The sequence below is a fragment of the Citrobacter freundii complex sp. 2024EL-00216 genome, from assembly GCF_043945515.1.
In the GTDB taxonomy this organism is placed as follows: domain Bacteria; phylum Pseudomonadota; class Gammaproteobacteria; order Enterobacterales; family Enterobacteriaceae; genus Citrobacter; species Citrobacter portucalensis.
Window position 1 is genome coordinate 1 of sequence record NZ_JBIMRA010000008.1, and the last position, 14,025, is coordinate 14,025.

12 protein-coding genes are annotated in these 14,025 nt (G+C 51.7%); 3 read left to right on the top strand and 9 right to left on the bottom strand.

What is annotated here, in order from left to right; translation table 11 throughout:
• Both ACHHZ7_RS12290 and ACHHZ7_RS12295 read left to right on the top strand, forming a co-directional pair.
• Window positions 1-111 (top strand): IS1 family transposase (locus ACHHZ7_RS12290; protein ID WP_001691633.1); only part of this gene is annotated, 111 nt, incomplete at its 5' end.
• A 178-nt stretch (window positions 112-289) separates the two neighbouring features.
• Window positions 290-1,240 (top strand): LysR family transcriptional regulator, encoded by a 951-nt coding sequence (locus tag ACHHZ7_RS12295; protein ID WP_192464012.1) that lies wholly within the window; start codon window positions 290-292, stop codon window positions 1,238-1,240.
• Window positions 1,241-1,256: 16 nt separating this feature from the next.
• On the opposite strand, the gene ACHHZ7_RS12300 is transcribed toward ACHHZ7_RS12295, so the two are convergent.
• From ACHHZ7_RS12300 to ACHHZ7_RS12340, 9 genes are all read right to left on the bottom strand, one after another.
• A complete protein-coding gene (locus ACHHZ7_RS12300; protein ID WP_003827345.1) occupies window positions 1,257-2,393 on the bottom strand; it encodes an HlyD family secretion protein in 1,137 nt (378 codons plus the stop codon).
• Between the two features lie 5 nt (window positions 2,394-2,398).
• Entirely contained in the window at window positions 2,399-2,722 is a 324-nt protein-coding gene (locus tag ACHHZ7_RS12305; protein WP_060682941.1) for a DUF3302 domain-containing protein, read from the bottom strand.
• Between the two features lie 250 nt (window positions 2,723-2,972).
• Window positions 2,973-4,511 (bottom strand): aldehyde dehydrogenase AldB, encoded by a 1,539-nt coding sequence (gene aldB / locus ACHHZ7_RS12310; RefSeq protein WP_048215318.1) that lies wholly within the window; start codon window positions 4,509-4,511, stop codon window positions 2,973-2,975.
• Between the two features lie 92 nt (window positions 4,512-4,603).
• On the bottom strand, window positions 4,604-5,755 hold the full coding sequence (gene yiaY / locus ACHHZ7_RS12315) for an L-threonine dehydrogenase (RefSeq protein WP_057066864.1): 1,152 nt from the start codon (window positions 5,753-5,755) through the stop codon (window positions 4,604-4,606).
• 188 nt (window positions 5,756-5,943) lie between these two features.
• Complete coding sequence (selB, locus tag ACHHZ7_RS12320; RefSeq protein ID WP_060682942.1) at window positions 5,944-7,788, bottom strand: selenocysteine-specific translation elongation factor; 1,845 nt, start codon at window positions 7,786-7,788, stop codon at window positions 5,944-5,946.
• Window positions 7,785-9,176 carry an L-seryl-tRNA(Sec) selenium transferase gene (gene selA / locus ACHHZ7_RS12325; RefSeq protein WP_060682943.1) on the bottom strand — a complete coding sequence of 464 codons (1,392 nt, stop codon included), beginning with the start codon at window positions 9,174-9,176 and terminating at the stop codon, window positions 7,785-7,787. The genes selB and selA overlap by 4 nt, the downstream gene beginning before the upstream one ends.
• Before the next feature lie 98 nt (window positions 9,177-9,274).
• Entirely contained in the window at window positions 9,275-9,883 is a 609-nt protein-coding gene (locus tag ACHHZ7_RS12330; protein WP_008786453.1) for a glutathione S-transferase, read from the bottom strand.
• Window positions 9,884-9,980: 97 nt separating this feature from the next.
• Window positions 9,981-11,117 carry an HlyD family secretion protein gene (locus ACHHZ7_RS12335; protein ID WP_003827339.1) on the bottom strand — a complete coding sequence of 379 codons (1,137 nt, stop codon included), beginning with the start codon at window positions 11,115-11,117 and terminating at the stop codon, window positions 9,981-9,983.
• Between the two features lie 2 nt (window positions 11,118-11,119).
• Window positions 11,120-11,482, bottom strand: coding sequence for a DUF3302 domain-containing protein (locus ACHHZ7_RS12340; RefSeq protein WP_003827338.1), 363 nt, complete (start codon window positions 11,480-11,482; stop codon window positions 11,120-11,122).
• Window positions 11,483-12,013: 531 nt separating this feature from the next.
• On the opposite strand from ACHHZ7_RS12340, the gene mtlA reads away from it, so the two are divergent.
• Window positions 12,014-13,927 (top strand): PTS mannitol transporter subunit IICBA, encoded by a 1,914-nt coding sequence (mtlA, locus tag ACHHZ7_RS12345; RefSeq protein ID WP_060682944.1) that lies wholly within the window; start codon window positions 12,014-12,016, stop codon window positions 13,925-13,927.
• The last annotated feature ends 98 nt before the right edge of the window (window positions 13,928-14,025 follow it).

Here is a 14,025-nt window from a genome sequence, read left to right on the forward strand (position 1 = left end):
CTGAGGCAGCACCTGGCACGGCTGGGACGGAAGTCGCTGTCGTTCTCAAAATCGGTGGAGCTGCATGACAAAGTCATCGGGCATTATCTGAACATAAAACACTATCAATAAGTTGGAGTCATTACCAGAAAAGGCGAGCAGCGCCACAATATTGTGTTTAATTAACATGCCAACATTCCATTTTAAAATAAGCTACAAAGCGGGTGCATAATAATGCTTACAATTTCATCGGTGCAAGATTCTTATTTATATAGTAATATATATAAAATTATATATATTGGGCTTGGCGATGAATAAATTACAACTTAAACACCGGGAACTGAAGATTATTTCGGTAATTGCTGCCAGTGAAAATATCAGCCATGCCGCTACTGTTCTCGGCATTGCTCAGGCCAACGTAAGTAAGTATCTTGCTGATTTTGAATCAAAAGTGGGGCTAAAGGTATTTGACCGCACCACCCGACAACTGACCCTCACGCCGTTTGGTATTGCGTTACTTCCTTACATCAATGACATGTTAGACAGAAATGAGCAGTTAAATAATTTCATTGCTGATTATAAGCACGAGAAACGTGGCAAAGTAACGGTATATGCACCAACCGGAATTATTGCTTACTTATCGCAACATGTTATTGCAAAAATAATGGATATTGGCGATATCAGTCTGGTGCTAAAAACCTATAACCTGGATCGCAAAGCATTTTATGAAGGCGTCGACTTTCCTGACGATTGTGATATTTTACTTTCCTATGCTCATCCTAAAGATGAATCACTGGTCGCCAGTTTTATCACTAAATATGCGGTTATTGCTTTTGCCAGTCGGGAATATCTCACAAAGCATCCTATTAGTAGTCCTGATGAATTAGTTAACCATTCCTGCATTCTAATTGATTCTATGATGATTGATGATGCCAACATTTGGCGATTCAATTCTGCTGAAGACAAAAAGATGCGTGACTATCGTGTGACGGGAAATTACATCTGCGACAATACACAATCCGCACTAGCGCTGGCACGTAATCATTTGGGGATTGTTTTTGCGCCAAATGAAAGTGTGCAAAGAGATTGTCGTTCCGAGATGCTGGTCCCGTGTTTCTCGGAGCAACATGAATGGTGGCTGGATTTAGTGGCGATTTTCCGCAAGCGTGAATACCAGCCCTGGCGTGTGCAGTATATTCTCGATGCAATGCTCGCGGAGATACGTCAGCAGCTTGCTCAGGCGATACGACAGCCTGAGTAAGCGAAATAGCCTGCGCTTAGTGGTCGAGATACAGGTAATGCACCCAACTGGTCATCCGCAGCAACACCTTGCGCATGACCGACACATGTTCGAAGTGGTCAGAGTAAACGGCGACCTGGGCGTAGATCCCATCAGGTAATGCGTTCACATCCGCATTATCGTTCAGCTCAATCGTGGCGATTACCCCTTCCGAACCAGGCGTAGAGTTTAAAGATTGCAGTGCCCCGTTCGACTGGTATGTACCACCCGGTACTGCCGGACTAATAGCTGCCAGTTTACCGCTAAACACCTTACCCGGCAGGGCATTAAACACCACTTCCGCTTCATCGCCTGGCTCCAGTCGCAACAACGAGTTTTGACGGAACTGGGCGATAATTTGTCGTTTCTGATCCGGGATGAATACCATGACCGGGCGCATCGGCAGCGCGGCGGCATAGGTTCCTGGGCGCATCAGCACCTGAGTGACGTAACCATCGCTGGGCGCGCGAACCACGGTCTGGTCCAGGTTGAACTCTGCTTCCGCTAGCTGTGCTTTCAGGCTGGCAATTTGCGAATTCTCACCCAGTACCAGACTGTCCAACTGGCTCTGAATTTGCTGTTGTTCTGCAACGGAGGATTTCACCGAGGCTTCCTGCGCCAGGTAGTTTTGGCGCGCGGCATCGATATCGCGTTCAGAAAAAGGATTCACCTTCGCCTGACTCCCCTGCGCATAGCGCTGGTAATCTTTTGCCAGTTTGTCACGCGTGGCCTTTGCCCGCTGCGTGTTGGCTTTCATTTCGTCTAACTGCGCAACCAGAGCCTGCTCTTTATGCTGTGCGGTAACAATATCAGCCTTCAGGCGATCTACCCGCGCCTGATAACGCCCTGGATTAAGCTTAAACAGAACCTCGCCTTTTTTGATTAGCGTATTCTTCTTATCCGTCACTTCTGTCACTACACCCGTTACCTGCGGCACCACGGGAATAGAAATTACCGCTTTTTGTGCCTTAAATGTATACGGATGGTTATAATTCATCAGTAATATAAGTCCGCAAACAATGAATATACCGCCTAATGCCGCGGTAGGAACTGTCCATTTATTTACAGGAATTTTAAAAATTTTAAATATTGACCATGCACACGCCACATAGGTCAGAACAATCAGTAAATCCATCGATATTACTCCGCCGGAGAGGTCTTGGCCTCACCCTGTTTCTTTTCCAGATCCGCAACCCTTGCCTGAAGCTGGATCAGGGAAGAATCCGCGCTCTGCATGCCCCACCCGCGTTCCGGGCGATAAAGCGTTGCCCAGATCCATAAAAAGGGCCAAATAACATGTAAGGTAAACAAACTAACCCAACCCGCAACATGTATTGCGTCGGCATGAGGATGGTTACGTTTCTTTGCAATTAGATAGGGAATATCATGCAGAATAATAATCCCGTAAAAAATGACCAGGAATACAAAAATAAGCACTCCTAATGCAAAATAATTAAGGAACATATTTGCCTCAGGGATTTAAATTAAGGAATTCGGATGCAATTTGATTTAAACAATAGAGTTGATAATAGTATTGGAATGACCAGATTGGATGCAATTATCTTATTTATATAACGATATATGGGTTTATATATACCCGTCGTCTTTCGAGCTGCTTCTTTGTTGGCTGCGTTCGTTCACCCCAGCCACTTACCTGAGGACATAACTTGATGCCCGGTACGCTAAACGCGACCGGGCAGTAGGTGACGTGAAATTAAAACAGCCCCAGTGGTTTATCAGAGTAGCTCACTAACAGGCATTTGGTTTGCTGATAATGCTCAAGCATCATCTTATGCGTCTCGCGCCCGATACCCGACTGCTTGTAGCCGCCGAACGCCGCATGCGCCGGGTAAGCATGGTAACAGTTGGTCCAAACTCGCCCCGCCTGAATCCCACGCCCCATTTTGTAAGCCAGATTTCCGTTTCGACTCCAGACACCAGCGCCAAGCCCATATTGGGTGTCATTAGCGATTTCCAGCGCTTCCTCCATGGTTTTAAACGTCGTGACAGCCAGCACCGGTCCGAAGATCTCCTCCTGGAAAACCCGCATGTTGTTCTTACCAAACAGAATAGTCGGTTCGAGGTAGTACCCCTCTTTTAACTCGCCATCCAGCTGCTTGCGCCGCCCGCCGGTGAGAACATCTGCCCCTTCTTTTTTACCAATGTCGATGTAATTCAGAATGGTTTCCAGTTGACCATGCGACACCTGTGCGCCCATTTGCGTCACGCTGTCTAACGGGTTGCCGCTACGGATACTTTCCACCCGACGAATGGCTCTTTCCATAAAACGTTCGTAAATGGATTCTTGTACCAGCGCCCGACTCGGGCAGGTACATACTTCGCCCTGGTTGAAGGCAAACAATGCAAAACCTTCCAGCGCTTTGTCAAAGAACGCATCTTCTTCATCCATCACGTCCGCGAAGAAGATATTGGGGGATTTCCCGCCCAGCTCCAGCGTGACAGGGATAATGTTCTGCGTGGCGTACTGCATGATCTGCTGCCCAACTTCCGTTGAGCCGGTAAACGCCACTTTTGCAATGCGTTTTGACGTCGCCAGATACTCACCGATTTCCCCTCCCGCGCCGTTTACCACGTTCACCACGCCTGGCGGGAGCAGATCGCCGACAACTTCCATCAGCAACAACACGGACAGCGGCGTCAGGCGCGCAGGTTTAAGCACGACACAGTTACCGGCAGCCAGGGCAGGCGCCATCTTCCAGCTGGCCATCAACAGCGGGAAGTTCCACGGGATAATTTGCCCCACCACGCCAAGAGGTTCATGGAAGTGATACGCCACAGTATCGCTATCAACTTCGCTTATTCCCCCTTCCTGTGCACGAATACAGGACGCGAAATAGCGGAAATGGTCAATCGCCAGCGGCACATCTGCCGCGCTGGTTTCACGGATGGGTTTACCGTTATCCCAGGTTTCAGCCGTCGCCAGCAGCTCCAGATTTTGCTCCATACGATCGGCAATTTTGAACAAAATCGCCGCCCTGTCCTGCACGGAAGTCTGCGCCCATTTATCTTTTGCTTTGTGCGCGGCATCCAGTGCCAAATCGATGTCCTTTTTGCCGGAAGAGGCCACTTCGCACAGTAATTGCCCGGTTACCGGCGTCAGGTTTTGGTAATACTCACCGTCCACCGGTGCGACCCAGTCACCGCCGATAAAGTTATCGTATCGGGCTTTTAACTTCAGAGGGTAACCATACTCGCCGGGATAAATACGTGTTGAAGGGGGGTTATTGGTCATGACCGTCTCCTTGCTGTAGGGGTACTACAAGGGTAGACGGGACTGGCGAATTATTCGCCAGCCTTTTACTGCTTTACGACAGGTATCACGAATTACATCGCAGCACGATAAATCGCCATGATTTCTTCATGTGTCGCCTGAATCGGGTTAGTGAAACCACAGGCGTCTTTCAGGGCATTAGTCGCCAGAACGGCAAAATCTTCTTCTTTCACGTTCAGCTCACGCAGCCCAGCCGGAATATTCACTTTCTGCGCCAGTTCGCGGATCGCCGCGATGCAGGCTTCTGCCCCTTGCTCTTCGCTCAGACCAGCAACGTTCACACCCATTGCCGAGGCGCAATCGCGCAGGCGGGCGGCAGCAACTTTACTATTAAATACCTGTACATGCGGCAGCAGTACGGCATTACATACTCCGTGTGGCAGATCGTAGAAGCCACCCAGCTGGTGCGCCATCGCATGCACGTATCCCAGAGAGGCATTGTTAAAGGCCATGCCTGCGAGGAACTGCGCATAGGCCATGGCTTCGCGCGCCTGAGCATTGCTGCCCTCTTCCACGGCGACCGGCAGGTTTTCCGCAATCATGGTGACAGCTTTAAGCGCGCACGCATCGGTAATGGGGGTCGCAGCAATAGAAACATAGGCTTCGATAGCGTGAGTCAGCGCATCCATACCGGTAGCCGCCGTCAGAGACTTCGGCATACCGACCATCAGCGAGGAGTCATTGACGGACAGCAGCGGTGTAACATGCTTATCCACAATCGCCATTTTAATGTGGCGTACTTCATCAGTGATGATGCAGAAACGGGTCATTTCAGATGCCGTACCCGCCGTGGTGTTGATGGCGATCATCGGCAGTTGCGGTTTTGCAGAGCGGTCTACGCCTTCGTAGTCACGAATATCGCCACCGTTAGCCGCCACCAGCGCAATGCCCTTCGCACAATCGTGAGGAGAGCCGCCGCCGAGAGAAATAACGCTATCACAGTCATTTTCTTTCAGCATTTTCAGGCCAGCGGCAACGTTACTGGTCGTGGGGTTAGGATGCGTACCATCGTAAATTACGCTGGAAATATCATGTTCCTGTAGCGCTTTTTGAATATCGCCAGCCATACCTAATTTCGTCAGCATGGCATCCGTAACAATCAGCGTACGGCGAAAACCATATTCCGCCATTGTATTCATTGCGTCTTTTAATGCGTCAGCGCCGATTACATTCACGGAAGGAATAAAAAATGTTGAAGCAGCCATTGTACGATCCTTAATTACTCTAAAGAGGTAGGAAGCATACGAGTGAAATTTCCAACAAAATATGATCGTGGTTGTTATTTTAATAACACTTACAATTAAAAAGCACATTAGGTTCATAATCTAATGTGCTTATTTCAATCAACATCTATTTTGTATTAATTCATTTAATCCATGAATTAATTGTTTCATTATTTTTCAGGGAACAGCAACGCATCGCGTAATAAATGATCATTTCCCCGACGGCGAGTAAAACCAATGCGGTCAAAATATTCCAGAATTTGGATAGCCAATTTGCGCCCAACGTTAAGCCTGTCGCGAAAATCGGCGGCACATGTCGATCCCCTTTCCTGATCCAGTTCGCGGATCATATTGGCAAAGGCCACAATCCGATCGTTACGGTAATAACGATCTTTCACGATCGCGGTAATGATGCCTTGCTGTGCCGCTTGTCGTAACGCCACACGCATCATCTGTTCATCCGTTCCCGTCTGTTTTGCCAAATCGCGCACCCACCACGGCTCATCGCCAAAAAGCGGTTCTACTTTTTGCCAGATTGCCAACTGCTCATCGCTGAAACCCGCCTTATGTTCCGGCAAATGCAACCAGCCATGATGGCTATGGATAGCGCCACTCTCGCGCATCTTTTCAATTAACAGCAATACCAGCGCTTCGTCTTCCATCGGCAAAGCCATACGGCGCAGGCGCTCGCGCCCGGGCCCTGGTTCATCACGGTGCTGCTCATGGTAGGTCGCCAGCGTATCGAGAACTTTCCGCTGCCAGCGCGCGGCAACGGGGGCATTCAACAGGCTGTATCCCGCCTGAATAAAACCATGTTGCTCAATCAACGGACGCATACCATTGCCATTGAGCTGACGCGCCCAGGCAAAGTCAGGAATATTCACCGCCCCACGCGTCAGGTGCAGCGCCAGAGCGTCACCGTCAGTCTGCGCGTTTTCCAGCGCCGACAGCCACTGCAAATATTCCGGCTTACGCTTTCCGCGTCGCGGCGGATTAAGCGTCACAACACGTGCACCTGCCAGCGTTGTACGGGCAGAAATATCACGCAGCACCAGACGGTCGTTATCGGCAAGCCAGAGTGGTGTATCAAACACCAGTTCAGCTAGTGTCCCTTCAAGCAGAGAGATACGCCCGGTAACATGGCTAGCCGCGTGGTGAATATGCAACGGTTGCCACTGTATCAGCGGCGCGGCATGTTCTAAAGAAACAATCACGCGGGTAAAAGCCTCTGGCGGCGCATCGGAAAGCAGCCAGTCGCCGCGGTTTAGTTCTTCTTTTTGCGCATCACCGGCAATATTCAGCGCAATACGTTGTCCCGCTTGCGCGCGGTCGGTGGCCTGATTTTGTGCATGCAGGCTACGTACGCGCATCGGTTTGTTGACGCCCGTGAGCCACAGCGTGTCACCGACATTCACTTCACCGCTGAGCGCCGTCCCGGTCACCACCAGCCCTGCGCCTTTGACCGTAAAGGCACGGTCAATCGCCAGGCGGAAACTGTGATCGCGGGCATGCTCGCGCGACGTTAATTGCAACAAATGGTCACGCAATTCCTCGATACCACGGCCTTCACTGGCCGCTGTGACGAAAAGCACCGACTCCGCGAAACCATAATTCCCCAGCGTGGCCTGAATCTCCGCACGCACCTCTTCAATTCTTGCTTCGTCTACGCGGTCGGCTTTCGTGAGTGCCACGGTGATCTGCGGATTGCCCGTCAGCTGCAGAATTTGCAAATGCTCACGGGTTTGCGCCATTACGCCATCATCACACGCCACCACCAGCAACGCGTGATCGATGCCGCCGACCCCCGCCAGCATGTTGGACAGAAACTTTTCGTGTCCGGGAACGTCGATAAACCCCAGCACCCGCCCATCCGGCTGCGGCCAGTAGGCATAGCCGAGATCGATGGTCATGCCGCGCTTTTTTTCTTCCGGCAGACGGTCGGCATTCACACCGGTAATCGCCTGTAATAACGTTGTTTTTCCGTGGTCAACGTGTCCGGCGGTTGCAATAATCATTTCAGCATCATCTCCATAAACCGGGTCTCGTCTTCAAGGCAGCGCAGATCCAGCCATAAGCGGCCATCATAAATTCGCCCAATAACCGGCACGGGCAGCGTACGCCAACGGGCTGCCAACGCTTCGAGGCGGCTCCCGCGCCCGTCATGTGGGGTAAAGGTTAGCGCCGCGCTGGGCAGCCTATCAACAGGTAGTGAGCCGCTGCCAATCTGCGACAGGCAAGGCATCACATTCAGGGCGAACTCATCGCCGTAATGCTCTGCAAGCTGTGCCTGTAATTGCTGTGCCTGCGCGTGGATCGCTTCTTGTGAGCGGGTGAGCTGGCGCAATGTCGGCAACTTCTCCACCAGTGCTTCCGGGTGCAGATAGAGCCGTAGCGTCGCTTCCAGCGCAGCCAGTGTCATTTTATCTGCCCGTAATGCGCGTTTCAGCGGATGGCTCTGCAAACGAGCGATCATCTCTTTTTTACCGACAATTATCCCAGCCTGCGGCCCGCTCAGCAGTTTATCGCCGGAAAAACTCACCAGACTGACGCCAGCGGCAATCAGTTGCTGCGGCATCGGCTCCTGCGGCAAACCATACTGGCTGAGATCGACCAGCGAACCACTGCCCAGATCCGCCACCACCGGTACATCCAGCTCCTGCCCAATTACGGCCAGCTCCGCCTCATCCACCGACTTTGTGAAGCCTTCAATGCTGTAATTACTGGTATGCACTTTCATCAGCAGACCGGTGTTTTCATTCACCGCCTGGCGGTAATCTTTCGCATGGGTCCGGTTGGTGGTCCCCACCTCGCGTAAAATGCATCCGGCCTGACACATGACGTCCGGAATACGAAACGCGCCGCCAATTTCCACCAGCTCGCCGCGAGAAACAACCACCTCTTTGCCGTTCGCCGTGGCGGCCAGCATCAGTAGAACAGCTGCCGCATTGTTATTGACGATACAGGCGTCTTCCGCCCCCGTCAGACGGCAGAGTAAATCCGCCAGGGCCCGATCCCGATGTCCCCGCCCGGCATCATCCAGACTGTATTCCAGCGTCACCGGCGTGCGCATCGCCTGTACCACCGCTTCAATTGCTTCTTCGGCCTGCGACGCGCGCCCAAGGTTGGTATGCAGCACCGTTCCGGTCAGGTTAATCACCGGGCGTAGCGCGCTTTGCGATTCTCGTTCCAGCCGGGCGCTGGCTTCTTGTGCCCAGTCCTCACACCATGCCGGGAGCGCGTGCGTGTCGCGAATAGCTTCTCTGGCTTCGTCGAGCATGTGACGCAGCAGGTCAACCACCCGGGTATGGCCGTGAGATTCACGTAAGGCTGGGAAGGCGCTATCGCGCAATAAACGATCGATAGCAGGAAGCTGGCTGTAGAGTGAACGCATGTCGGTTGTCATGAAAGGGCCTGGCTGTTGGTGGCCCTCTCCACCGTGGAGAGGGATATCGATATAGGAAGGATTGTACCGTGACTTTGCTCAGGCGGACATAATACGCATCAAGCCTTTGGCGGTTCCGTGCGGGCAAAACTCTCGCGTTGAAAGAGCGTTTCCACCAGTTTGACCAGACGGGGTCGGTCAACACACCAGCCGGGCGCAACCCGACGGAAATTGAGATAACCGACGGCGCAGGCAATCGCAATGGTTGCCAGGTTAACCGTATCCGTTTTCAGCGTACCATCCGCCAGATAGCCTTCCAGCACATCCAGACTACGGGTGATCTTCTCACGCTGACGTAATAATTCAGTTTCTGACTGCTGCGCGGCAGGGCGAGCCTGTTCGCGCACCGAAACTAAACCGGCATCCATAATGCCGTCTGCCAACGCTTCCAACTGGCGTACCTTCAGCGCAGCCAGCGGATCACGCGGCAGCATGGCTGGTGCAATATCCAGTAGCTCTATATATTCCGCGATGATAGGAGAATCAAACCAATACTCGCCCGCATCGGTGACCAACGCGGGTACTTTACCTAACGGGTTATAGCGCGCCACGCCGCTATCCGCGTTATAGGGGAGTTCATTCACAAATTCGAAGGTGATGCCCTTTTCCAGTAACAGAATAGAAATTTTACGCACAAAAGGGCTGGTATAGCTGCCAATGAGTTTCATGCCGGGTCCTTTTTGCCAACAAAAAAGCGGTGCCCAACGATAGTGGGACACCGCTTAGTATGGCTCAGGTCACTGAAAATGGCAGGTGATGGCAGTCTCAATGATCCAAATAAAGGTAATGCATCCAACTGGTCATGCGCAGCAGTACTTTACGCATTACCGACACGTGGGCGAAATGGTCGGAATAGACTGCAACCTGAGCATAGATACCGTCCGGCAGCGCATCCACATCGGCATTCGGATCCAGCTCAATCGTGGCCAGCACGCCATCGGTACCCGGCACCACCGTTAAGGACTGTAATGCGCCCTGCGCCTGATAAGAACCGCCCGGAACGACCGGAAGAATACTGGTCAGCTTGCCGGTGAAAACCTGGCCAGGCAGCGCATTAAACACCACTTCCGCTTCATCGCCCGGCTTAAGGCGCAGCAGCGAGTTCTGGCGGAATTGCGCCACGATTTGCCGTTTTTGTTCAGGAATAAACACCATTACCGGACGCAAAGGTAATGCTGCTGCGTAAGTCCCCGGACGAATTAAAATCTGCGTGGCATAACCGTTGCTGGGGGCACGAACGACCGTCTGTTCAAGATTGTATTTAGCCTCGGCAAGCTGGGCGCGCAGGGAGGCGACCTGGGATTGCTCACCGTTGACCATACTGTCTAACTGGCTCTGAATCTGCGTCTGTTCCGCTACTGAGCCTTTGACCAGCGCATCCTGTGCCAGATAGTTTTGCCGGGCGTTATCGATATCGCTTTCAGAGAACGGGTTAACCTTCGCCTGACTGCCTTTCAAATAGCGTTGATAATCTTTATACAGGCGGTCACGTTCCGCAGACACGCGGGTGGTATTGGCGACCGCTTCCGACAACTGTGCTTTCAGGTTGTCGATGTTGTGCGTAGCGGTAACCAGATCAGCCTGCAGCCTGTCGACACGCGCCTGATACCGTACCGGATCGAGCTTAAACAGCACATCGCCTTTTTTAATTAGCTGATTATTTTTATCCGTTACCTCACTAACAATTCCTGTGACTTGCGGAGTGACCGGAATTGAAATAACCGCTTTTTGCGCCGTAAAGGTATACGGGTGGTTATAGTTCATTAATAAAATCAATCCCGCAACAATGAACACCCCACCTAATGCAGCGGTAGCAAGCGTCCATTGGTTTACCGGAATACGGAATATTTTAAAGATGGCCCAGGCAAAGGCCACATAGGTCAGGACTATCAACAAATCCATGATTAAATCTCCGGAAAGGTGGAGTTATCGGTTTTTTTCTCCCCATCCAGTCTTTTTTCCAACTGGGTGATTCGCGCTGCCAGCGCGGCAATCTCAGGGTCTGACTCCTTTCCGGTCGGTGTGATGTGTGACTGCATTCCCCATCCCTTTTCAGGCTGGTAGAGCGTGGCCCAGATCCACAGGAACGGCCAAATAACATGAAGAGTGAACAAGCTCACCCATCCTGCAGTATGGATGGCATCGGCATGGGGATGGTTGCGCTTCTTAGCCATGTTATAGGGGATATCGTGGATGGCGATGATTCCATAAAACAGAACCAGAAATACGAAAATCAGCACGCCCAACGCGAAATAATTTAGAAACATACCTGCCTCGAATTCACGCTAATTAGAGTTTTTTTATGCCGGCAGCCGTATGCACCCTGGCTGATGTTTTGAACATAACTGGAGTTAAGGGTTTTTGCCATACCACAAAATAAATATTTTTTCTGGTGAGAAATTGCTTTGTTTTGCAATAAAAAATGTCGGGGGTAGAACCTGCCGCAGATCACATCTGATAAATTTCAGATGAAAATACTTTGCGATTCACATCACAAAAATCCAACAAACAAGGAAAGCAAAAATGTGAATCACTTCACATTTAATCCTCATTTTCAGCGAATTATTGCACTGCGATGTTTTTTTGTACCGGTATTTTGTGATGAAAATCACATTAACTAACGCCATACACCCTATATTTACGTGACGAATGTCACATAAAAGGCCGTCGACTGGACAGTTGAACGATTCAGTGCCAGATTTCGCAGTATCTACAGGGTCCGGCTACCTCCTGCCGCTACATTAACAAACCTCGGGCTTTCAGCCTGCGTGATAGCAAACATAAGAAGGGGTGTTTTTATGTCATCCGATATTAAGATCAAGGTGCAAAGCTTTGGTCGATTCCTCAGCAACATGGTGATGCCAAATATCGGCGCGTTTATCGCGTGGGGTATTATCACCGCATTATTCATTCCGACAGGGTGGTTGCCGAACGAAACGCTGGCGAAGCTGGTCGGCCCGATGATCACCTATCTGCTGCCGCTACTGATCGGTTATACCGGTGGTAAACTGGTTGGCGGCGAGCGTGGCGGCGTAGTTGGTGCAATCACCACCATGGGCGTTATCGTCGGCGCGGACATGCCAATGTTCCTCGGCGCGATGATTGCAGGTCCACTGGGCGGCTGGGCGATCAAACACTTCGACAACTGGGTAGACGGTAAGATCAAATCCGGTTTTGAGATGCTGGTGAATAACTTCTCCGCTGGCATCATCGGTATGATCCTCGCCATTCTGGCATTCCTTGGCATTGGTCCATTGGTTGAAGCACTGTCCAAAATTCTGGCGGCAGGCGTTAACTTCATGGTTGTCCATGACATGCTGCCGCTGGCGTCTATCTTCGTTGAACCGGCGAAAATCCTGTTCCTCAACAACGCCATTAACCACGGTATTTTCTCACCGCTGGGTATTCAGCAGTCCCATGAGATGGGCAAATCCATCTTCTTCCTGATTGAAGCTAACCCGGGTCCGGGTATGGGCGTCCTGCTGGCGTACATGTTCTTCGGTCGCGGCAGCGCTAAGCAGTCTGCAGGCGGCGCGGCTATCATCCACTTCCTGGGTGGTATCCACGAAATTTACTTCCCGTACGTGCTGATGAACCCGCGCCTGATCCTGGCCGTTATTCTCGGCGGTATGACTGGCGTATTTACCCTGACTATCCTGAACGGCGGTCTGGTTTCTCCGGCGTCTCCGGGTTCTATCCTGGCCGTGCTGGCAATGACACCGAAGGGAGCTTACTTCGCTAACATCGCTGCTATCTGTGCGGCTATGGCAGTCTCCTTTGTGGTCTCAGCCATTCTGCTGAAAACCAGCAAAGTGAAAGAAGATGATGACATTGATGCCGCAACCCGTCGTATGCACGACATGAAAGCGGAATCCAAAGGCGCATCTCCGCTGGCGGCTGGCGACGTCACCAACGACCTGAGCCATGTGCGTAAAATCATCGTTGCCTGCGATGCCGGTATGGGTTCCAGTGCCATGGGTGCGGGCGTACTGCGTAAGAAAGTACAGGATGCAGGGCTGTCTCAGATTTCCGTCACTAACAGCGCGATTAATAATCTGCCGCCGGATGTGGATCTGGTCATTACCCACCGTGACCTGACCGAACGCGCGATGCGCCAGGTGCCTCAGGCACAGCACATTTCGCTGACCAACTTCCTCGACAGCGGTCTGTACTCCAACCTGACCGAACGTCTGGTCGCTGCGCAGCGCCACAACGTGAACGAGGAGAAAGTTCGCGACCACCTGAAAGACAGCTTTGAAGAGGGTGATACCCACCTGTTCAAACTGGGTGCGGAGAACATCTTCCTTGGCCGTAAAGCGGCTAACAAAGAAGAAGCGATTCGCTTTGCTGGTGAGCAACTGGTGAAAGGTGGTTACGTTGAGCCAGAATACGTCGAGGCGATGCTGGACCGCGAAAAACTGACCCCGACTTACCTGGGTGAGTCCATCGCAGTACCGCACGGTACGGTTGAAGCCAAAGACCGCGTGCTGAAAACCGGTGTGGTGTTCTGCCAGTACCCGGAAGGCGTTCGCTTCGGTGAAGAAGAAGACGATATTGCCCGTCTGGTTATTGGTATCGCAGCGCGTAACAACGAGCACATCCAGGTGATTACCAGCCTGACCAACGCTCTGGATGATGAATCCGTGATCGAACGTCTGGCCCATACCACCAACGTGGATGAAGTTCTGGAACTGCTGGCAGGTCGTAAGTAAGCGTTATTGCCCGGAGGCGCTCACGCTTACCGGGCCTACAAAATCCTCTCCCTTGTGGAGAGGGTTAGGTTGAGGGAAAAGCCTCACCCCAGCCCTCT